Origin of the sequence: Mesorhizobium huakuii (genome assembly GCF_030160235.1) — a bacterium.
GTDB classification, from domain to species: domain Bacteria; phylum Pseudomonadota; class Alphaproteobacteria; order Rhizobiales; family Rhizobiaceae; genus Mesorhizobium; species Mesorhizobium huakuii.
In genome coordinates this window covers 1-21,477 of the sequence record NZ_BSNY01000027.1, presented here as the reverse complement: position 1 = coordinate 21,477, position 21,477 = coordinate 1, and the positions used below count along the sequence as shown (strand labels likewise).

At 56.7% G+C, this 21,477-nt stretch carries 20 protein-coding genes; 11 read left to right on the top strand and 9 right to left on the bottom strand.

Features of this window, described 5'->3' with window-relative positions; all coding sequences use genetic code 11:
* Nucleotides 1-113 precede the first annotated feature (113 nt).
* On the top strand, nucleotides 114-1,508 hold the full coding sequence (locus QQK95_RS14170; RefSeq protein WP_284273364.1) for a tyrosine-type recombinase/integrase: 1,395 nt from the start codon (nucleotides 114-116) through the stop codon (nucleotides 1,506-1,508).
* Complete coding sequence (locus QQK95_RS14165) at nucleotides 1,501-2,139, top strand: hypothetical protein (protein ID WP_284273362.1); 639 nt, start codon at nucleotides 1,501-1,503, stop codon at nucleotides 2,137-2,139. The genes QQK95_RS14170 and QQK95_RS14165 overlap by 8 nt, the downstream gene beginning before the upstream one ends.
* A gap of 12 nt (nucleotides 2,140-2,151) precedes the next feature.
* Here QQK95_RS14165 and QQK95_RS14160 read toward each other — a convergent pair whose 3' ends face one another.
* From QQK95_RS14160 to QQK95_RS14130, 7 genes are all read right to left on the bottom strand, one after another.
* The gene (locus QQK95_RS14160) at nucleotides 2,152-2,508 is read right to left on the bottom strand and encodes a hypothetical protein (protein WP_284273360.1); all 357 of its coding nucleotides are present in this window, start codon (nucleotides 2,506-2,508) and stop codon (nucleotides 2,152-2,154) included.
* An 84-nt stretch (nucleotides 2,509-2,592) separates the two neighbouring features.
* Nucleotides 2,593-3,357, bottom strand: a complete 765-nt coding sequence (locus QQK95_RS14155; RefSeq protein WP_284273358.1) for a hypothetical protein — start codon at nucleotides 3,355-3,357, stop codon at nucleotides 2,593-2,595.
* Nucleotides 3,358-3,375: 18 nt separating this feature from the next.
* Nucleotides 3,376-3,720 carry a hypothetical protein gene (locus tag QQK95_RS14150; protein ID WP_284273356.1) on the bottom strand — a complete coding sequence of 115 codons (345 nt, stop codon included), beginning with the start codon at nucleotides 3,718-3,720 and terminating at the stop codon, nucleotides 3,376-3,378.
* Between the two features lie 325 nt (nucleotides 3,721-4,045).
* Nucleotides 4,046-4,621 carry a hypothetical protein gene (locus QQK95_RS14145; protein WP_284273354.1) on the bottom strand — a complete coding sequence of 192 codons (576 nt, stop codon included), beginning with the start codon at nucleotides 4,619-4,621 and terminating at the stop codon, nucleotides 4,046-4,048.
* Between the two features lie 148 nt (nucleotides 4,622-4,769).
* Nucleotides 4,770-5,309, bottom strand: a complete 540-nt coding sequence (locus QQK95_RS14140; protein WP_284273352.1) for a hypothetical protein — start codon at nucleotides 5,307-5,309, stop codon at nucleotides 4,770-4,772.
* A 106-nt stretch (nucleotides 5,310-5,415) separates the two neighbouring features.
* On the bottom strand, nucleotides 5,416-7,782 hold the full coding sequence (locus QQK95_RS14135; protein ID WP_284273350.1) for a phage NrS-1 polymerase family protein: 2,367 nt from the start codon (nucleotides 7,780-7,782) through the stop codon (nucleotides 5,416-5,418).
* A gap of 66 nt (nucleotides 7,783-7,848) precedes the next feature.
* Nucleotides 7,849-8,064, bottom strand: coding sequence for a helix-turn-helix transcriptional regulator (locus QQK95_RS14130; protein WP_284273348.1), 216 nt, complete (start codon nucleotides 8,062-8,064; stop codon nucleotides 7,849-7,851).
* A gap of 197 nt (nucleotides 8,065-8,261) precedes the next feature.
* On the opposite strand from QQK95_RS14130, the gene QQK95_RS14125 reads away from it, so the two are divergent.
* Both QQK95_RS14125 and QQK95_RS14120 read left to right on the top strand, forming a co-directional pair.
* Nucleotides 8,262-9,905 (top strand): P-loop ATPase, Sll1717 family, encoded by a 1,644-nt coding sequence (locus tag QQK95_RS14125; protein WP_284273346.1) that lies wholly within the window; start codon nucleotides 8,262-8,264, stop codon nucleotides 9,903-9,905.
* 388 nt (nucleotides 9,906-10,293) lie between these two features.
* Nucleotides 10,294-11,613, top strand: coding sequence for a tyrosine-type recombinase/integrase (locus tag QQK95_RS14120; protein ID WP_240565323.1), 1,320 nt, complete (start codon nucleotides 10,294-10,296; stop codon nucleotides 11,611-11,613).
* Between the two features lie 154 nt (nucleotides 11,614-11,767).
* Here QQK95_RS14120 and QQK95_RS14115 read toward each other — a convergent pair whose 3' ends face one another.
* On the bottom strand, nucleotides 11,768-12,064 hold the full coding sequence (locus tag QQK95_RS14115; RefSeq protein ID WP_245492367.1) for a helix-turn-helix domain-containing protein: 297 nt from the start codon (nucleotides 12,062-12,064) through the stop codon (nucleotides 11,768-11,770).
* Nucleotides 12,065-12,171: 107 nt separating this feature from the next.
* Between QQK95_RS14115 and QQK95_RS14110 the strand changes: the two genes are divergently transcribed.
* Nucleotides 12,172-12,834 (top strand): hypothetical protein, encoded by a 663-nt coding sequence (locus QQK95_RS14110; RefSeq protein ID WP_284273340.1) that lies wholly within the window; start codon nucleotides 12,172-12,174, stop codon nucleotides 12,832-12,834.
* Between the two features lie 36 nt (nucleotides 12,835-12,870).
* On the opposite strand, the gene QQK95_RS14105 is transcribed toward QQK95_RS14110, so the two are convergent.
* Nucleotides 12,871-13,083: a helix-turn-helix transcriptional regulator gene (locus tag QQK95_RS14105; protein WP_240565522.1), complete on the bottom strand. Its 213-nt coding sequence runs from the start codon at nucleotides 13,081-13,083 to the stop codon at nucleotides 12,871-12,873.
* 563 nt (nucleotides 13,084-13,646) lie between these two features.
* On the opposite strand from QQK95_RS14105, the gene QQK95_RS14100 reads away from it, so the two are divergent.
* From QQK95_RS14100 to QQK95_RS14075, 6 genes are all read left to right on the top strand, one after another.
* A complete protein-coding gene (locus tag QQK95_RS14100) occupies nucleotides 13,647-14,552 on the top strand; it encodes a tyrosine-type recombinase/integrase (protein WP_240565405.1) in 906 nt (301 codons plus the stop codon).
* A gap of 4 nt (nucleotides 14,553-14,556) precedes the next feature.
* Nucleotides 14,557-15,750, top strand: coding sequence for an IS91 family transposase (locus QQK95_RS14095; RefSeq protein WP_409371687.1), 1,194 nt, complete (start codon nucleotides 14,557-14,559; stop codon nucleotides 15,748-15,750).
* Nucleotides 15,751-16,231: 481 nt separating this feature from the next.
* The gene (locus QQK95_RS14090; protein WP_284273337.1) at nucleotides 16,232-17,506 is read left to right on the top strand and encodes an FAD-dependent oxidoreductase; all 1,275 of its coding nucleotides are present in this window, start codon (nucleotides 16,232-16,234) and stop codon (nucleotides 17,504-17,506) included.
* Between the two features lie 79 nt (nucleotides 17,507-17,585).
* Nucleotides 17,586-18,194, top strand: a complete 609-nt coding sequence (locus QQK95_RS14085) for a 2-hydroxychromene-2-carboxylate isomerase (protein WP_284273335.1) — start codon at nucleotides 17,586-17,588, stop codon at nucleotides 18,192-18,194.
* Between the two features lie 774 nt (nucleotides 18,195-18,968).
* Nucleotides 18,969-21,017, top strand: a complete 2,049-nt coding sequence (locus QQK95_RS14080; protein WP_284273333.1) for a BTAD domain-containing putative transcriptional regulator — start codon at nucleotides 18,969-18,971, stop codon at nucleotides 21,015-21,017.
* Complete coding sequence (locus QQK95_RS14075; protein WP_284273331.1) at nucleotides 21,014-21,370, top strand: hypothetical protein; 357 nt, start codon at nucleotides 21,014-21,016, stop codon at nucleotides 21,368-21,370. The genes QQK95_RS14080 and QQK95_RS14075 overlap by 4 nt, the downstream gene beginning before the upstream one ends.
* The last annotated feature ends 107 nt before the right edge of the window (nucleotides 21,371-21,477 follow it).

Genomic DNA, 21,477 nt, shown 5'->3' with positions numbered 1-21,477 from the left:
AAACCATAGTGATTTCAGATGGATGGTCGCGCATCGGCATTCATTGTGTTGCATCTGGCAACATGGTATTGCATCGAAAATGTTGCCACGATGTTGCCATGGGAGCCCAGGGCATGGAAAATCGATCCTACAGCACCGACCGCGAGTTGAAGGCGTTGCGGCCTGCTGACAATTGGTATGACGTGAAGGACGAGAAGACGCGCAATCTAATGGTTCGCGTTGGACCGAAAAACGAAAAAGGCGAGTTTCGCCGGACCTTCGTAATGGTAACTCGCTTTCCGGGATCGAAGCATCCAACGCGCCATGCATTTGGCGAATATCGCGAGAGCGGAAAAGGCGATCTCACACTTGAGGAAGCCCGCGAACGTACCGACGAATGGCGAAAACTTATCAAACAAAACGTTGATCCGCGCGAGGCTCAGCGGAAAGCCAAGGAAGATGCTGAGCGCAAGCGTGATTTGCGGTTCGGAATTGTCGTTGAGGATTTCATTTCCGAGAAACTCAAAAAACAACGACGCGGCAAGGTTGTCGAGTATGAGTTGAGGAAGGAAGTTCTTCCTCTCTGGAAAGACAGGCCGATTACCGATGTCACCGACGATGACGTTAAGGCGCTGATCAAAGGGCTTACGAAGCAAGGCAAGCTAGCTCACGCGCACAACGTGCTGACCGATATCCGCTCGTTTTTCAATTGGGCGATCAATCAGCCCTACGGCCTCAAAGCGTCGCCATGCGACCGCCTGAAGCCAAAGGCCCTAATTGGGGAAAAGAAACCCCGCCAGCGCGTTCTAGCCGACGTTGAGCTTGCGGCGCTCTGGCGGGCGACGGCGCGTCTCGGCTATCCCTACGGCCCGCTCTTCCGGCTCCTGGCGGTAACCGGGCAGCGCAAGAGCGAAGTCGGGGAGGGCCAATGGAGCGAATTCCATCCCGACTTGGTTCGGCTGCTCCGTTCGCGCCAGCCGGGCGATGCGCCGATAGATTGGGGCAAGCTCGAAAAAAGTACGAAGGTCTGGACGATTCCGCCCGAGCGTTTTAAGTCGGATGCTTCCCACATGGTGCCGCTGACTGACGACGCGCTTTCGATCATCGAAACGCTTCCGCATTGGATCGGCAAACACACCGGCGATTATTTGTTTTCGACAACAGCTGGCGTTCTGCCCGTCAATGGCTTTAGCAAGGCTAAAGAGCGGCTTGATGCGCGGATTCTCCGCACGTTGAAAGCAATAGCTCGGAAACGCGGTGACGATCCTAAAAAGGTCACTCTTCCTGATTTCGTTTTGCACGACATTCGCCGCACTGTCCGCACTCGGCTTTCGTCACTGCGCATTCCCACAGAGATCGCCGAGATGGTCATCGGACATGCAAGGAAAGGAATTGCCCGCGTCTACGACCAACATCAATTCGCGGATGAAATGCGCGAAGCTCATGAATTGTGGGCAGGGAAATTGCGCTCGATTGTTAATCCGCCGCCCGCCAATGTCATCAGTCTGCGGAGTTCACGGAATGGCTGATGATGAGAGATTCGACCGTGAATTGCGGAAGTTATTCGATTGGGTCACTAGCGAAGGTCGCGACATCTTCAACGATGGCTTCGAACGAAGTTTGCGGAATAGTTTCGTTGGTTCTTTCGATGCGCATCTGACGCTTGAACACCCGAAAAGCGAGAATAATGAGTTTCTAACAAAATTGGCGGATCAAGCGCGCGCACTGTCGCGCTCAATTGAGTCCTTGACCAAGCATGATAGTCGCTATCCAAGGCTTGCCTACACGCATATGAATTTTATGGGAGCCGCTTGGGGATTAAATAGGATAGTCCCCGAGCAAACCGCCTTGCTCGATGCACTGGCGAACATTGAGAAAAGCGCTCAGCGGTGCATGCTCGACAATACCAATGGGGCATCTCGCAAAACGGGTAAGCGGCGCATAGTCGAAGGGGCTTTCGACTTCTTTTTGGAGTTTGGAACGGTGAAGCCTACCGAAACTCCCGATGGAACTTTTAGCGTCTTCTGTCGCGAATTCTATCATCGAGCCACTGGCATCGATCTTGACGACAGACAGAACGACAACGAGCCCGGCCTAGGCCGACAAATTAAAGACGTGATCAAAAGCAATCGTGCCGCCATTGACGCTAAGTGGCCGTAGATTGGAAATGCCTCATTGCGCGGATTCGATCGCAGAGGGGGCGGCCTTATCAAAGTCGCCATTTTTAGCGCGCTCAGCCAATCTTTTCGCAAGCGCATCCGTCATCGGATTGCCCGTATTTAGATTCGAAAGCCCTTCCGAAATGACTAAGCGTTTCGCGTAAATCTCGCCTTTTTGCCAGACGAGAATTCGCAACAGCGTTTTGCAATAACTCGACATTCCTCCATCTTGGCGGACGGGAGACAAATCAATATGACGAGCGCAGTCGCGAACAACCGGTTCAACAACTGTTCCAAGATCGCCCGTGTAGGCAGCGATGCCCACAGTAGCGGCGACTGCGGCAATTCCAGTGAGAACGAGGCTGTTCATCTGATTTTGACCCGGCAAAAGGAAACGTTCTGCCTATTCTCGGCCAAAATCCTTAATGACCTGCCCGGTGGGAATTCCAGGTAACTATAGCGGATGAAAGCCGTCCCTAACCGCCTTCGTCGCCTGCCTTCGTTTCGTAATCTCTTCTACGCGATGTCGAGGGAAAATCGCGTCAACGGCTGACAGCGCTTCATCTACCGTTCGCAGATTGGTAGAGATGCACTCCTCCAAGACTTTTTTGCGGGCGATCAGGTCGCCAGCCATTTTCTCGCCTTGTCTATTGCGTAGCATCGTGCGCTGATCATCCGAAAAGCCACTTAGAAATGACGGCCCGATTAGAACGGCGGCCATGGTTTCCTTGTCGCCGGCATCAATGGCCTTCAACGCAACCGTAAGACGGTCATTTTCCTTCAGCCCGAGAAGATGACGGCGAATTTCGTTTGAACGGGGACCGTCCTCAATTTCAAGCTTTGCGCGGATATCATTGTCGATACCCTCAATCGTTCGCTTCGCTTGCGTGCTAGCATCCGTGGCGAGTTTCGCAATGCTGTCGAGCCAGCCATCTGCGCGCTTTTTCAGGTCCATAAAGTTGGCTTCCGGCGTCATTGTCGGGTCTTGGGATCGCAGTGCCGCTTTCATTGCCGTGAAACCGTTCCGCAAACTGTCGTGAGCCCCTTTCATCTGACTGACAACGGCATCGGTCGTTACGGCCTCCGCGAGATTTGGCTTCAGATATCGCTCGCCTAGCAGATGATCGCCGCCAGCTTCGTCAACGACGCGAAGGTCGATCAGCGGGTCATGGGTATTGGTAGTGAGGTGCGGCGCGCGCTGGTTCTGCGGGAGTGCCATGGAAATACCTTTCGTACGTTAATTGAGGGGAAGGCCGGTATCAGTGAGAATTCGGCGTAGTGTGTTTGTCGCGACGTTGAACGCGTCAATGTCGATGTCTTCGCCGTTGACCAATTTCGCTTCGGTCGTCTCGCACCAAAGCGCCAGGAAAGCGGCGCGGCGAAGCAACAATTCCTGTTGTGTCGTCATGCGGCGCTTGGCCTTGGAAAGCTCCAATTGCAATTCGCCGTTAAGTCTGAAGAGAAGTTCGCGATAGCGGCGCGCGCCGGCAGTGCGACCGTCGATCCCTTCAAGCAAAGCAGAACCGTTGCCGGTTCGTGTACTAGCGGTCGGTCTTGCGTAGGCTATGGCAGGTCTTTTCATCGGCTACATGGGTCATTTTGATGCCGAATGTTGCCATGGTGTTGCCAAATGTGTCAATCGTCCCAGAAGTCTATATAATATGTAGATTTTTCAATATGTTAGCATACTCGGGCAAACGGTTGCATACCGGTTGGTGAAAATTCGATGACGTTTAGGTTGATCTTGCGCGCCAGGGCCAAGGGGCCTTGATTTTGGGCCGCAGACGAGTCGCAAAGGGACGTGTTTTCGCCTTCGGGGGAGGTTTGAGCCGCCATGGCCCGAAGGGCGCCTAATAGGCTCCCTGAGCGCGGAAAAAGGCGAGGGATTTTTGTCCCGTGCCCGCAGGTTATCGAAGCGACGGACTTCGACCCGACATCCGATGGGCAATTGCCAAAGTGCCGTTGGGACCGAGGCGCTTCTGAAGAACGTCTTTCGGTACAAGTGACAACTCATAAGTGAGGCCACGACGCCGCAACTCACGACGAATATCCGTGCTAACTCCTGGTAACGATGCCGCCGCTAGCATCAATGTTCCGTTCGCGCGAATTGAGGTGGCGTCGTCTGCCGCGTTCAAAACGCGCAAATACGCCAGTCGCAAAATGGTTAGATAGTCAGGAAAATAGACGTTGGGGTGAGCCGCCAATTGCTTAGCGCATTTTCTGTCGTTTCGCATAAAGGAAGTTCGGCTCTTTCCCGACGCGAAATGCTCTAAGAAAAGTTCCGCACCAATGATCTCGTCAACTTCCAAATAGGAAGTCCCGTTCTTTATGACCGAACTGCATTCGGCGATATATGCGAGCGTAAGATACTCATCGGTCTCAGTCGGTTTGCAACGTGCCGTTTGAACGAGATGTTCGGCGGCATTGTCCAGCACGCTTGCGATAATCTCGTGCGCTTTGTTATCAAATGATCTCAGCTTCATTTGGACAGTCCTTTCGGTTTGATCCTTCCGATGAGATTTGTCACCGATGTCCCTCGCGCGCGCGACGTAGAAAGGCGCTTATATAAAAGGAAGAGGGGGCTTTTTTCTATCCATGCGCGCAAGGGACAATGGTGACAAAAATCTGCACTCATTTTTTGCGACTGGGAATCGATTTTTGAAGAAATGCAGGTATCTCGGGGCGCTCAGGCAACGGATGCCGATCGCCTGGGCTATCCTTCAATCCGAGTGCATAGCGAAGCGATAAGACCGCGTGGGCAGCATAGTTGGTCAGTTCCTCACAGCTGAAGACCTGTTCCTTTGTGATCTGGCGCTGCTTCGATCGATTGTGAAGAATTTGCCCTGAGCTACCTTCAGCCATGATCCCGTGGATTGTGTCGTTTCGAACGATCTGCAATCCCTTCATAATGTCCACCAATTCGCTAAGGGCCTTCTCGGCTTCCGTATTAAGTGTCTTCGTTTTGGCAAGTTGAGAGAGGCGTTGCAGCCTCTGTTCGGTCGACAGCGAGAACACCATCACCACGGCATCTTCCATTGAAAGGTCGAGTAGTGCTTTGAGACAATTACCAATCATGTGCTCGATATGAGACCATCTCATTGCCAGTTGTCCGAGTTTCTGAAAATCTTCTGGTGTGAGTTCCGGCTCAAATCGAAAAGGTGTGGATAACATCGGTGAATTCCTTGCAGTAGAAAAACCGGACGACAGTGCGACGACGATGCTAGCAGAAATCACAAGTTGAGGGCGGCTAATGTTGGTGCGAGGTTCTGACTTGCTTTTATCGGGGCGCCACCGCCTCCGCTATGATCTGACGCGCTTGATCTCGGCGCTCACGCTCACGGTTTCCGCGATCAGCAAAAAGCCGATGACATTCGGGATTAACGGCCCATCTCTCTCGCGGGCCAGGAATTGGGAGCAGCCAGCCAAGCGCCTCTAGCTTTTGAAGCACCTTGCGCGCCTCAAAGTGATCTAGCGCGCGCATTTGTCTATCGCCACGCGAAACGTCGCGAAAAGTTATCTCGGTCTTCTCGGGGCGGGAAAGGATGTAGCCGGCAGTAGATTTAAGCACGTCTTGATCGTCGGAGACGCCGAGAATTCCCACAAAGAATGAAATCGCGTGAGGAAGAAGATATTCGTGCAGGAAAGTGGCGACATGGTAGGCGGTTTGACCGCTAATTGCCGTCGGCACGTTGCCGAACGAATATGCGTGTTCGACGCAATGCCAGATAACGCAAAGCCTAGCGAAAAGGCCGTCGTACTTACCAATGTGGGCAGCGAGTTTCGGGTTAATTGCCTCGATTGCAGTTAGATAGAGATGACGCTTTTCCAGTTGGTCGCGAATTGCTTGTGCATCGTTGGCGAAAGACAGGCGCATTGGAAGAAGCCGGTGAAGCTGATCAATTAGCGTCCCATACTGGCTAGCAATGTCTGGGGAAGGCTCGTCGGTGCCGTTAGTTGCCGGCTGTAGCACGATTGCGAAAAGTCGTTGCAGTAGGCCGTCATCATGTGTGTCGGCGGCAAGCTTGCGAATTGCTTCGGGTTGAATGCCGCCCAACATGGAAATTGACAAGTTGTCGATCAAGCCCACGCCACGGCTGATGCGATTTAAGGCGTACTGCCCACCGTTGAACGATTGCAGCCAAAAACCGCGATCCTTGGCCGCGCCGCGAGCCCCGGAGTATTTGTCCATACTCCCGAACCAACCGGATAGCTCATCCTGGTAGCATAGAACACCGTTGGGGCTGTCCTTGAGGACATCTTGCGCGGCTTCAATCGTGGTGTCTTCCAATCGCAGCCGCATCTGACGCGGCGCGACCTTGCGCTCGCTTTTATCGAGAGCGTCGTACTCGGCTTTCGCCGTCGCGTAGGCACGGAAAAGCTCCGCGTCGATCTTGAATAGCGGTCGCGCGGCCTCTCTCATTATCGGGCTTTTCTTCGTTGACGGCATCCCTACCAACGCTACCCACAGGCGAGCGCTTTCGGTCCAACTCAAATCGTGGCGCTTAACTTGAACCTGAATTCCGTCGCTGATCGCCGCCGCGCAAATTGCGAGCGTTGATGTGGCGATACCGCCAGGGTCCGCACCCATTTGAAGGCCGCGAATTCGTGCGAATTGTTCAATGAGCGGCGGCAACAATCCAGAAGGAAGTGACGGCGGATCGAAATTTGCCCATAGATCGACAGGTATAACGGTTTCGTTGGCGGACACGTTCGGCGGCTGAATGCCCGGGTTAAACGAATTGACTACGCCCTCAATATTCCAGCCGGGAAGTTCATTCCATTGTGGGAGGCGGTCGCTAATCGCCTTCCCAATCATGTCTGTAATGTATGCGTCGCGGTCAGCTTTCGCGCGCTTGCCTAACGCGCTGTCGCGGAAAATTCGTATGATTTGCGGGGTAAGTTGCGTATAATACGCAATGATATTTATCAGAGCGAAATCAGCCTCAGATTGTGACGAATAATAAGCTTGCCAGTTGCCGTTATATAGAGCCGTAAATTTGTCGCCGTTCTTCGCATTCTGTGCGTAATCGATTATCGTTGCGTCGTCATCCTTCTGAACAAGGACGGGAGCGTAGCCGTTAGCTGGCGCCGATTTCGCCGAAGCCATCTTTTCCCAAAGCCTATTGACGATCTCGCCGGCATCAATGATCGGATCATGTCGATAAACGTTGCCCGTCATCGTAAAAAAGCGGAGGTCGGAATAGACTTCGACGGCATCGCGGCGGCGACCGTGCGGCACTGTTGCCTTGGTGATAATGTGCAATCCGCGCCCGCTAGGGGACCATTCCGCGTAGCCTGGAACGTTGTCGAAGATTTCTTTCTGAATTTTTGCAATTTCGGCTTGCTTCTCGGGCGCAAACTTGGGCGAGCCGTCCGGCTTCAACGCGTAAATGTCATCTAGATCAAGACCACAATAGCCATCGCGCTTTGTGAAGACGAAGCCAATCCCGCTATAGCTGTTGACAGCCGCCACCGCTTGTTCGAACGAACACCACGTTTGCGGATCATTCGTCGCCATCTTCGCGCCTGTTACGGGATTGTATGGAATTTTCGTCGGCGAAGTTTCGCCAACTGGCGTTTCATGCCGCCAGCAACACCAGCGAATGAGCGCCTTTAGCTCAGCCGGCAGATTTTCATAAGACATTGGCGGGCTCGGTTTCGCGTCGGCTCAGACCGATAAGGTCCTGTGATGTGAAGTGGGATTTGGCTCTTATGCCGCCGCTGCTTTTCTCGCCGCCGCATCGCGCTCGGCTATTTTCCGTGCGATGTAAACGTCCACTTCACTCTCAACCCACAGGTTGCGACCGCCGCTAGCACCCAATTTGATCGGGGCAGGGAAATCTTTCGCTTTCACAAGCCGCCAAATGTGGGGACGGCTGTAATCAATTCCTTTGGCCTTTAGGCCGTCATAGGGGATGAGTTGCATTATGATACGCCTCGCGATCCGCTGTTATTGGATGCGACGTTAGGCAACGCCCTGGTGGGGAGCTACGACGGAAGTCCAGATTTTTGGAGGGAGTTCTGTCGAACCGATAGCCAACTTTCAAAAAAGGGCCTTGCACAGATATGAGCGAGCGTGCCTATTTTTCATTCAAGTAGAATGCCGCCTTGCAGAGAGTCGCTATGCCCCAGTTATTGCGCCGTCACCAAATCGAGTTTGGTAAAACAGACGCCAAAAGCTCCTTCATAACTCGCGACCAGTCCGCGAAGAAGCTCTTCATAGATGCGTTCGCATCGCCAGAGCAGCACGAAATCGATGCCATCCGCAGCGGCGACCGCTTCATATTTTACGGAACGAAGGGCTCAGGTAAAACCGCGCTACTTCGATATATGTTAGAGATGGAAAAGAATGCGGGTAATGTAACGAAGGCAATTGTGTTTTCCGAAGATATCAGCGCACAGGAGCGGGATAAGATCGCGCAAAATTTAGAATTCGACAACGAAGTTAAACCAGACATTGGCGATGACGTAGATACGAGAGATATGTGGCGCGTATACCTGGCGCAGAAAATTGCTGAACTATTGTCTAGCGATAACCGAATGTTCGATGCCAGCAAAGATGCGAGTAGACTTCATGCACTTATTAGTAAGGTATTTGATGACAACAAGGTGAAAGGATTGCAAAGGATACTGGCCGGTATTAAAGCTGGGCAGCTCACCCTAAAGGGAAAGGCTGGCGATTTTGCAGAAATGGAAGCCATACTTAATTGGGAGAAGCCAGAGGATGGTAGTATAAATTATAACAGATTTGCCGATCTTGTTATCGAAAAAATATGCAAATTTCACTACCCCATTGATGTTAAGTTTATTATCTACTTGGATGAGCTTAATCTGTCTATGATCGGGCAAAAGCAACATAAGCGAGACAGTATACTTATTAGAGATATTATAATTACGGTTGGTCAGCTAAACAGGAGGTTTATAGAGGCCGGAATACCTGTTTATCTTTACACGGCTGTTAGGGTGGAAATAGCAAAAGCAGCCAGCATTTCTCGAAACGAGATAGACAAATATTTGGTCGATCACGGATTTCACCTTGATTGGCACAAGGGAAACGATGTTACAAAATATCCTATATTCGATATAATTGAAAAACGGATATCGGCTATCGAAATGAAGCATTTTGGAAAATGTAATACGAATCAGGAGATATGGGCATCGTATTTCTCTCGTGACATTTTTGGGGTTTCACCTAAGCAGTTTATTAGTGAGATTACATGGTGCAACCCGCGTGATATTGTTAATTTATTTAATGCTGCGACCAATGTTACTCCGGGCGCTGCCCAATACAACACCAGCGTATTTGCGGATGTCTTAGTTGAATATTCTGATATCGCATGGACTGAGCGCGCCGAGGAATTGAACGCTGCGCACAACATGTCGGTGGTCAATGTCATGAGGCGAATCCTCGCAGGTTGGGAGCGCCATTTCACTGTGGACCAATTCACTAGGCGCGCTGAGTCAATTGCTGCGCGGGACCAGCTAGTCATGCAGGTAGTCAAGACGCTTGGGGCGGAGGGGATATGCCGCGACCTATATCATGTCGGCGTTTTGGGGCAGTCGGTAAGGGCGGGAAAGACATATACGAACAACGACGGACGCGTGGTGTATCCGACGCATCAGACCTGGTTTTATCGTGACAACCGCGAATTTGATCGTTCAGAGACCCTGTCTGTTCATCGCGGGCTTTTTTCATGCCTGAAGCTCGGGCGGCTAAAGGTGGACGATTTTGGTAACGACCCGCGCTTCTGGCAGCACACACAATAACTTTTGACGAGGCTCGTTGGCTCGACTCTAAGGCTGCCTTCTCGGATTCGGTTATAGATTGTGTTGCCAAAACGTTGCCACAACCGTGCAGCCCGCCACACGGATGGAAAGCCAGAGCCACATAAGTCTTTGAAAAGATTTGGCTCCCCGGGCCGGATTCGAACCAGCGACCAACCGGTTAACAGAGGGTTTCTAGTGCGACTTTCTGGACCAGCGTGCGACAGCCTGAATTTCTAAAAATTCTATGGATAACAACTAATTAGCGTTTCATCCCGTCGCGACCTGTCGCAGCCAGTATCGACAAAGCTCATGGTTTTCTGTAGATTATTCTGTAGATCACTCACGGAACCCGGGCAAACCGGTTGTAGCAAGATTGGTCGCTGGACAGATGCCGAAACTCGAACTCACCGACAAATTCTGCCAGGCCGCCAAGGCCGGCTCCGGCCGAAAAGCCGACTATTTCGATACGACCGTAAAAGGTCTTGTGCTGCGCGTCTCGGCGGGTGGGCAAAAGACCTGGTTCGTGGTTTACGGGCCGCCCGACAAGCGGCAATGGTTGAAGCTCGGCACCTATCCCGAGACACCGCTCGGCACCGACAAGGGTGCTCGCCAGAAGGCCAAGGACACTCGTGCAAGCGTGCAAGAGGGCGGCGACCCTGTGGCCGCCAAGAAGGCGCACGCCGCCTCGATGACCGTCTCTGATTTGGTTGAGAGCTATCTCACCCGCCGGGCATCATCGCGGCGGTCGGTCGATGAGATTGCGCGCCGGCTGCGCAAGAATGTGTCCGGCTATGACGCTGACGGAAAGAAGGTCGAGAAGGCATCATCTGGCTGCATCGGCGAGGTGAAGCTCGCGGACCTGCATCGTCGCGACATCACCAAGGCGATCGACGCGGTGAAGGACCGGGGCGCGGCCGTCGAGGCGAACCGGGTGTTCGAGGACATTCGCGCCATGATCCGATGGGGGCGCGGTCGTGGCGATCTGGACAGCAACTTGACCGAAGGTATGGCGAGGCCGACTGAAACGGTCGAGCGCAACCGCGTGCTGACGGCCGACGAGATCAAGACGATGTGGGCAGCCTTGCCCGAAGCCGACATGCGGGAAAGCACCCGCCGAATTCTGCGCCTGTGCCTGGTTTCCGGACAGCGTGTTGGCGAGATCGCCGGCATGGAGCACGGCGAACTGGACTTGACACGCGGCCTGTGGACGATACCAGCCAGGCGCGCGAAGAACGGCCGCGACCATGTTGTGCCACTGTGCGAAATGGCAATCCGGATCATCGGCGATCAGATCGCAGACGTGAAGACGCTGTCGGAGCGCAAGGGCAGGGCGGTACCGCCTTTCGTTTTTCCTGGACCGGGCGCCCGTGCAGCCGTCACCGGCGCATCTGTCCCGAAGGCAGTGAAGCGAGAAGAGATCAGCAAGCGCGGCGTGGCAATGATCATGGGCATTGCACCGTGGACGCCGCATGACCTACGGCGATCTGCTGCGACGGGCATGGAAGAAATCGGCATTTCGCCGTTCATCGTCGGGCAAGTGTTGAACCACGTTTCGGTGACCAAGAGTACGGTCACGTCGCGGGTATATGCGCGCTACGACTATATGAGCGAGAAACGGGACGCCTTGGAGCTTTGGGCCGATCGGCTTGCCGGCATTATTGCAGGCAAGGGCAACATCGAACCTCTGCGAGCGAAGGCAGTTGCATGAACCGGTCTGCCCAGTCGTCGTTCGACCCGAATCCTTCCTGCTGCTCGCGAAGTCTTCGCGGTTGATCTTGATCCCTCTGACTGCCGCCGCAATCGAAAGATTGTCGGCTAATGGACGCGCTTTGCCTTGCCTACCGGGAGCTACTTCACCGATCCTACGTCCTTTCGGAACGCCGTGACAGACGCACACCGACACCACCGCCATTTTCAGGGATGAACTCGATGCCGGCATTCTCAAGCGTTTTTTGGAGGAGGTATCGCGTTCCAGTTTGTGGAACAGAACGGTCATTTTCGAAATTGCGAATGGTAACAGCACTCGCGCCGGAGCGGGCGGCGAGATCCTCTTGCGTCCATTTCAACAGCGCTCGTGCGGCGCGACATTGAGAAGAATCCATTCCGCAAACTGGTGATAACTCCCGAAAATCGCAAGCCTTTTCGGAAAACGTTGACATCTGCTTTCTAAAAACCAATAATCCTTTCGTTTTTAGAAAGCGGCCGCACCGAATGCGCGAACACTCGATGCGGCCTCACCACAACCCAGCTGTTAGGAGCTCGGATCATGGCTGATTCCGACAATAGCATGAGTGCGTTTTTCGTCACCCGGCGGCGCTTGCTGGCGGGCACGGCCACGGTCGCGGCGGCATGGCCCTTCCATGGAAAGTCTCGGGCCGCCGAACTGACGGACGGCAGCAGCGCGGTCGATCCTGCTCTTCGTCTGTGTGGGAACTGGCAAAAGATCCACGATGAGACACTGGCGTTGTGCCGCGAACAGCAGCGGTTGGAGACACACCTCGCCAGGAAGATCGGCTTTCCCTGCGCCAGGGTGCGGCTTGCCGATGGTAGGGACGTGACGCTCCATTCCATCGAGAGCCTGAACGATGCCTACTCTCCTGAAAACGAGGTCGAATGGGGCAGGGCGCTTGCGGATTTCACGGCGCACCAGGCGCGCTGGGACGCTGCTGATGATGAGATCGGCTATTCGAGAACAGACGAACTGATCCGGCAATCGGAAACAGCCGAAAGCGCACTTCTGGATGATCTACCGGAGACAGCGGCCACGCCCATCGAAGGCATTTTGGCCAAGCTCAAGGTCATCTTGCGTGACGGTGAGCACTGGGAACATCCAGACGATTTCCCCTGGCCGCATATCCGATCTGTGCTGGGTGACCTCTCGCGCCACCATGAATATCGATCCGGCAACGCCATGACCGCTGCGTTTTGATAAAGGCCAGCCTTTCGCGCAGGGCGGATCACCTCATCACAACTTGTCGCCATGGTCTTGCGGCCGCCACGAAGCGGGATTGGCGATCCAGCGGCTGATGGCGGATTCATGCCATCCGGCACCGTGGATACTGATCTGGATCTGGGGTGGGAACGTACCTTCGGCGATCTTGCGGTAGATGGTGGACCGGGACAGACCGGTCCGGGAAAGGACGGTTTTCAGGCGAATGATACGGTCTGGTTCGGGCATGGTCGTGCTGCCTCCTACTGGCTGTTTCTGGCTGCTCCTGATCCAGAAAGGAGAGACAGTTACGGGCGCGCAAGAGGGCTTTGCGCATCGTCGTAGCCCGACGTAGGGACGGCGGCAAATAGGACGGGTCTAAAGTCCGATGCCGCGGCCTCGGCTAAGGTCGTGATTGAAGGCGAGTTCCAGGCCGAAACGAAGGCCTGACACTGAAGAAACCCTGCCAGGAGACGGCCCATGTGCGCCAGAGTCCAGTTTGCCTGGGGTTCCTGGAAGCTTTTCGAACTTTCTGGGTCGCGCCTCAGCCCGATTTGCGGGTGGCCATGGACAAGGTTGGACACCAGATTCGGTTTTCGAATAATTTTGGAGCCACCGAGCCTTTTGCACGCGTGCCTTCCTGAAGGCGCGTGTCAGCATGCTCCCAAATGTGGACATCAGCTTTGCGCCTCTTGCACTAACCCGCTTCGCGGGAGGGGCGCCTCGTTCTGAGATGGCGTGACAGGTATTGGTCTTGAGCGTGTAGAAGCTGCGATCTGACCATGGAGTTCCTTCAACGAGAGGAACTTGCCATGGATACCCTGTCGACCGATGCACCGATCACGCCGCTTCGCCAGCGCATGCAACAAGACATGCTCATGCGAGGCCTGGGCTCCCATACCCAGCAGGACTACGTTCGTCACGTCCGGCGCTTCGCAGCCTTCCTCCGACGCTCTCCCGATACTGCGACGCCCGAGGACATCCGCCGCTTCCAGTTGTATCAGCATGAGAGCGGCATCGGGCCTGCGACCATCAACGGCGCGGTCTCGGCGTTGCGGTTCCTGTTTCTGGTGACGCTGAAGCGACGGGATCTGGCACGTGTGCTCGTGATCATGCGCCATCCACGCAAGCTGCCGGACGTGCTGAGCGTGGAGGAAGCGGCGCGGCTGCTCGAAGCAGCACCTGGCATCAAGTACAAGGCCGCGCTTGGTGTCGCCTATGGCGCGGGCCTGCGCGTATCGGAGGTCGCGCACCTCAAGGTCGATGACATCGACTCCACACGCATGCTGATCCGCGTCGAACAGGGCAAGGGACGCAAGGATCGCAACGCCATGCTCTCGCCGCAACTCTTGGAACTGCTGCGGCTGTGGTGGCGCGAAGGCAGGCGTCGCGGGGTGATGCTCCCCCATGGCTGGCTGTTCCCAGGGCGCAGTTGCACCGATCCGATCTCGTCGCGGCAACTACATCGCGCGGTTCAGGAAGCCGCCGAAGTCGCCGGCATCCGCAAGCGCGTCAGCCCGCATACGCTGCGGCACAGCTTTGCCACCCACCTGCTCGAGCAGGATGTCGACATCCGCGTCATCCAGGTGCTGCTCGGGCACAGCAAGCTCGAAACGACAGCGCTCTACACCAAGGTCTCGACCCGGACGATCCACGCGGTCGCAGGGCCGCTCGACCGGCTGATGGCGCTGATGGAGGATAAGTCGCCTCCCGGCTGAACCGGTGCGCTCGGACCTGGAGGTTGCCGACATCTTCCGTGCTGCTGGGCCCGCCTACCGGGCCACCCATGCAGGGCACCTGAGCCAGCAGCATCTCAAGGTGATGTCGGCGATCGAGAACTGCCGCACCGCAGCCCTTGGCGGTCACGTCGAGGCCTGCGAGGACTGCGGCCAGTGGCGCATCGCCTACAACTCCTGCCGCAACCGGCACTGTCCCAGGTGCCAGGGCGCGGCGGCGCGGACATGGCTCGCCGAGCGCGAAGCCGACCTGTTGCCGGTCGGCTACTTCCATGTCGTCTTCACGCTGCCCGCCGAGGTCGCCGACATCGCCTTCCAGAACAAGGCGCTGGTCTACGACCTGCTGTTCCGCGCGGCATCGGAGACGATGATGACGATAGCGGCCGATCCGAAGCATCTCGGCGCGCGCATCGGCATCACCGCTGTGCTCCACACATGGGGCTCGGCAATGACGCACCATCCGCACGTGCACATGATCGTGCCGGGCGGCGGCATCGCGCTCGACGGGAAGCGCTGGGTCTCCTCGCGCCCGGCCTTCCTTCTTCCGGTGAAGGTGCTCGGCAAGCTCTTCCGCCGCCTGTTCCTCACCCGGCTGCTCACGCTGCACGACGCCGGTCGGCTCGCCTTCTTCGGCGCCCTTGCTCATCTCATTGAGCGGCGGGCCTTCCTGCGCCACCTCGCTCCCGTCAGGAAGAAGCGCTGGGTGGTCTACGCCAAGCCGCCCTTCGCCGGGCCTGAGGCAGTGCTCGCCTATCTGTCGCGCTATACCCACCGGGTCGCCATCTCGAACCGGCGCCTCATCCGTTTCGACGAGGACGGCGTCACCTTCCGCTACAAGGACTATCGTCGCCCTGGCGCCGACCGGCAGCAGGTCATGACGCTCGTCACGGACGAGTTCATTCGCCGCTTCCTGCTCCATGTCCTGCCGCGCGGCTTTCATCGCATCCGCCACTACGGCCTGCTCGCGGGCGGCTCTCGCAAGGACTGCCTCGCGCTCGCCCGCGAACTGCTGGCGGCCGCGCCTCCGGCCACGAACGATCCATCGCCGGAACCGGACGACTTCCGCCCGCCGTGCCCATGTTGCGGCGGGCGTATGATCGTCATCGAGGTGTTCGAACGGTGCAGGCAGCCGCGCGGACCGCCCGGCGCACGGACGACGAACCGGGAGACCGCCCCATGACCCGGCATGGCCCGCTTCCTCGCACGACCGCGCCACGCCGGCGCGGGTCAACGGGAAGGTATGCGCGCCTCGCTATGGCGCCGGCCTTTAGGCACGTGAAGCCCGCGGTATCACCGCAAGAAGCTCGCCGACCTGGCCCACAAGCCGCATGCACGACCAGCCACCAGCGCCCCATGTGGACGTCCGCGACAGACGCTGGCACACCCCAAAACACAAATCCCCATAGCTCACCGCGCACGGACCGCGCGTTCCTGCATGAGAGGCTTTAGTACGCCTGACGGCACCCGAAACCCTTCAGCATGTCAGACAGGGGGGTAAAGTCGTCAATTCCTAATAGCGGACATCGATGAATCTCGGGCTGTTCGCCTCTGCCGTAGGAACGCCTAGCATTGCATTACATGACCGCGCAGGCGTCGGGATTTGACTCGCGGACAGCGCGGGGTAAATATATTAGCATCTTCAAATATTGGCCGGTGGGGCGATGTCAGGAGGAAGAAGCGGCAAAACTCCATCGTCTAGCGGCGCCGTCGTTGACTACGACCTGATTATTGTCGGCGGTGGTCTGGCGGGCTCTTCACTCGCCATCGCCCTTGCGGGCCACGGCCTCAGGATTCTCATCGTCGAGCACCAAGAAAAGTTCAGGGACCGAATCCGCGGCGAGGTGCTCATGCCCTGGGGAAGTCTCGAGGCGAAGCGCTTGGGTATCTATGATCTGCTTCTTGAGAGGTGCGCCATTGAGGCAGCATACTTTTCAAGTTTCACAAATGGCTCAGCCCCCGTAGTGCGTGATCTGCTTGCGACGACTCCGGCTGCCACCTGCTGCGTGACATTTCCACATGCCGAGATGCAAGCTGCCCTCCTGAAACGTGCCGAAACGCTCGGGACCGAGGTAAGGCGCGGGAACGCGGTCTCGGGAGTGACATTTGGAGATCTGCCACGGCTTCGTATCGGAGGCGACGCCAGAGAGTTCTCTGCACGCCTCATCGTTCTAGCGGACGGACGGGATTCACGGCTGCGGTCGCATCTCGGCTTCCAGGTATTGCACGACCCTGAGCAACTGGTCACGGCGGGCATGGTTCTGGAGGGTAACATTAATTGCTCGGAGTTCCTCGCCCGCGAGGCGAGGCCGACGGCGAACACTGTCAATCTTTTCTACGATCCCGCGGGCGGGCGAATGGTAATCGCCATGCGCATCGCGCCCAGACGCAACCGAATTTATCTCATCTATCACAAAGATGTCCTGCCGAAGCGGCTGTCCGGCCGCCATTCGGTCGATGAGATGATACGGCAGCTGAGGGCGGTCGGCGCTCCCGGCCATTGGTTCGATAGGGCACGACAAGTTGGTCCGTTCGCCAGCTTCGACGGATCGCACCGTTGGGTCGAGGACCCATACCGAGATGGCGTTGTTCTGGTTGGCGACTCAGCGGCCGCCACTGACCCTGCCTGGGGCAGGGGCTTGTCGAGGACACTTCGGGATGTGCGACTGCTGAGGGACCGATTGCTGGAGAGCTCCGATTGGAGATCGGCAGCGGAGACCTATGCCACGGACCATGACGACTTCTACGGGCGGATGCGGCGACTGGAGGCGATGCAGACGGCCTTGCTGTTCGATCGTGGAGATGCTGCTGACAAGCGACGTAACCACGCATTTGCGCTTTTTGCCCGCGATCCGACGCGCGTTCCGGACGCGCTGGGGCTGGGGCCGGAGGCGCCGTCGGACGACCAGGCGCGTGCTCGCTACTTCGGGGAGATATGAAATCGTCGGCGGAGACGTCAGATAGGCAGCGACCTATCGCTGGCGCCGCGTTCTCTCACACAAACCAATGGAGGGCGACGTGAGGCAGTTCGACTTCTTTTACTTCTTCGGCAGCGGCTATGCCTACCTTTCGGTGATGCGCATTGGAGCGATGGCCAGGCAGGCGGGTATTGCCGTGCGGTGGCGGCCTTTCAATGTCCGGACCGTCATGGCCGAAAACAACATAGCGCTGCGTACCCAGGTTGCGAAGGTCTCCTACATGTGGCGCGACGTGGCGCGGCGGGCGGCTACCCATGAGGTGCCCTTCGTCAAGGCACCGATCTGGCCGACGGATCCCGATCTTCTCGCCAACCGTGTTGCTATGGTGGCGGCGGAGGGCGGCTGGTGCGAAGCCTACACACTGGCGAGCTTCAGGGCCTGGTATCTGGAAGGAATGGCGCTGGGCGATCGCGCCCATCTCGAGCATGTGTTGCCGCCGCTCGAAAAGGACGTGGACGCTGTGTTCGCCGCGGCCAACGCGCCTTCCGCTCATGAGCGACTCAAGGCCGAGACCGATGCGGCGCGCGGCTACGGCATCTTCGGCTCTCCGGCCTTCGTTGTGGAGGGCGAGACCTTCTGGGGTGACGACAGGCTTGAGGAGGCCTTTGCCTGGGCCGAGGGCCGACATAGTCTGCAGCAGGCGGAGTGACACGGATGTCCACTCGATGTTGGCTCGCCGCGATTTCATTCGCGGAGTGTGATGCTACTCAGATTTGGGGGCGGTCATGGACCGGAAGCTCGCTGCCATTCTTGCTCCGGACGTCGTCGGCTACTCCAAAGGCAGGTCTACCGGCGCTGGCTGGTGTCGAGCCGCTGGCAGACGCTGCCGTTACATGTTCATCGGTACGAAGAAGCATCGAACATCCCGTTTGGGACCGTGGCCATGCAAGCCGCCAGGGTTGAAGCAGGCCCAGTACTGACTATCGTAACTCGGCATGGCGCGACCCCTTGGCACGAAGAATTTGCGGTCGACGACGTAACCTTCCTTAGTTTCCACAACGCGTGTCTCGTCGAGTGGGGAGCAGTCATGTTCGTTGCAACACCACGCGCCCGAGTAGGGATCACGGAACTTGTGACGGGATATCCAGCTGTCGTGCCCCGAGGCTGCAGTGGGACATACTAGAATGGCTGAGAACATGACCCCCAGCAGTCGGCTGCGCATTTGTCGAAGCGAAGCCGGTCTGCTATCAACCCGCGAGCAGTTAACGAGGCCCTTGCCAGCATAGCGCTCCTCAAAATGAACCGCCCACACTTTCATCGCCAAGCGAAGGGAGGATGGTGGTAACGGCAGCATTGTTTGCTCTCAAGATGTGGACTACGCCAGAGCCTACGGGAGCCACCGTTAGGCGAGCGTTTGTTGGTTCCATTGGCCTAGCGCCGGGATTATCCCCGTAAGTTTTCGCGTGAATGAAGGGGGCCAATCGTGTACTCGTGGCTCCACGACATTGCAGGCTTAGTGGAGCAAATGGGCCGGGAACCGCGCACCTTGCATCTTGAAACCCTTGGTGGTTTCCGACTGCGAGACGCGGCATCTGGCAATGAGGTCACGGTCGTCGGTCGAAAGGCCCAGGCCCTTCTGACTTTTCTTGCACTCCATAATGGTCAACGCCTACCACGCGAACGCATTGCCGCCCTTCTTTGGGGTGACATGGACGACGCACATGCCCGCGGCAATCTTCGACTGTGTTTGCATGGCTTGCGCCGAAACCTTGGCGATTTCGCCGACATTTTGCACGCCGATCGGAACGAACTGAGGCTGGATGCAACCAGAATAAGTGTCGATGTCGTCGCCATTCGCCGGGGGCAGGAAGGCCACAACCCCGCCGACTGGGACCAATCGCTTTCCCGCTATCGAGGGCCGTTTCTTGATGGTCTGACTACGCATAGCAGCGAGTTCGATGACTGGGTTAGGGAAACGCGGGAGCACTTTCTTGGCGCCGCAATCGATCTCCATAATCGTCTGCTACGTCTAGAAACAGGAGAGGCCCGCATCCGAAGGGCACGGCAGCTTCTCGATCTGGACCGCCTGCGCGAAAACTCCCACGCGGCCCTTATCCAGGCTCTCGCTGCGCACGGTGAGCGGGAAGCCGCCCTCCGCCAATACCAGCTGTGTCGCGATTTGTTGAAGTCTGAATTGGACGTTGAACCCTCGGAAGATCTCAATCGGCTGATAGATTCCATTGGTGACAATGGAAACTTGCCAGCGTGCTGGCTCGTCGGTCGATCTTTGCTTGAGATGTCAGCGAACTTCCCAGCGACGGAATGGAATATCAATCCAGACACAGCCATCGCGGTGATGCCGTTCGAAAGTTTTGCTAAAGAGGACGCGACTGCGATCTTTGCGAACGTCCTCGCTGATCAGCTGATTTCCGCGCTGTCACGCTGCCGGGAACTGTATGTCGTCGCCCGCGTTCTGAGCGCTGCATATATTGGCGGCTCCACACGAAATGATACGATCGCTCGTGAGCTGGGCGTGCGCTACCTCCTGACCGGCAGCGTCCACGCGAATGCTCACACGTTCCTGATAATTGCGCAATTAGTCGACACGGTCTCGCGGACGTGCATCTGGTCAGAAAAGTTTTCTTGCTATCAAGCCGGAACAATTGCGCCATATAACGAGACCGTCCGAAGCATCACGACGTGCGTCGATACGCAGATCAAACTGGCGGCTTGGCGCGGTAAAAGATCGGACAAGCAAGAGCATATCGAGCCGACCGAACTCGCCAGGCGAGCAGTTGGACGTTTGTACGATATGACTTCACAAGGAAATGCGGACGCGGAGAAACTCGTCGAGCGCGCCCTGTTCGAAGATCCTGACTGCGCCATGGCTCACAGGGTTCGCGGCACTGTCTTCGTTTCGCGTCTCGCCGCAAACGAAATTCCCCATGACGCGATCTCGGTCGAAAAGGCATTGAATCTTTGCCGATACGCAATTGAGCTTGCGCCATATGACGAGTGCGCTCACTGGACAATGGCGTTTGCGTTGGCGGAGGCCGGTCGGCTGGAGGAGGCCCTGTACGCGTGCGATGCTGGAATGTCGCTTAACCCCAACAATTCACTGCTCTTGGGCGACAAAGGGGACTATCTCGGTGCGCTCGGGCGAACGAAGGAGGCTATCGAGACATGCAGTCTCGCCCTTCAGCTCGACCCGCGCTACCCGGTCAGCTATTGGTGGGAGAACAGCATCGCAAGCGCCCGATTCCTCAGAGGAGAGCATGCGGAAGCACTAAGCGTTGCCAAAGCTGTAGCATTGAAGAAGCCAACTCACGTGCGTGCGGGCATCGTCTGGGCTGCATCCGCAGCAGCTTCCCGAAATGCGAAGGAAGCCAAGCAGGCTGTTCAACATCTAGCTGCGGTCGCACCCGATCTGAGTCTGAGCAATGTGATGCCTGACTACGCGCTCGCGCTTTGTGAACCCAAGGACGCCCACAAACTAATGGACTGCCTAGCGCTTGCCGGACTGAAGGCATGACCGATGACGGCCCAACCCAGAATTGTCACTCGATCTGCTTCAGGTTCCATACTGTCATGGTGAGGCGATTCGAACGCCCGACGCCAACCTTGGCAAGAACGGTACGCCCAGGCTGCTGCGCGAAAGAGCAAGTGAAGATGGTTGCACTGCCCAGCAATCATTTCAACTTGCGATGCCAAATCGCGCAGATCAGCCGCCCAACCAAGCGGTCTTTTCTGCGTCCGCAAGTTCTGATGGTTGCGTCCTCCCGCAACCGGTCGCTGCCCGTCTCCGCCTGGTCGCGCAATTTCGTCGACGTGGTCGTGAAACCCATTTTACACTGGTCGTCAGGCGACTTTGCCGACCGAAATTGATAACTCGAAGCCGATTTATCTCCCGCTGGGCGAACGACAGCTTTGCGCCGGTGGGTTCAATAGGTCGCCGCAACACTCTTAATCTGAGAGGATGAGGAGGTGTTGCA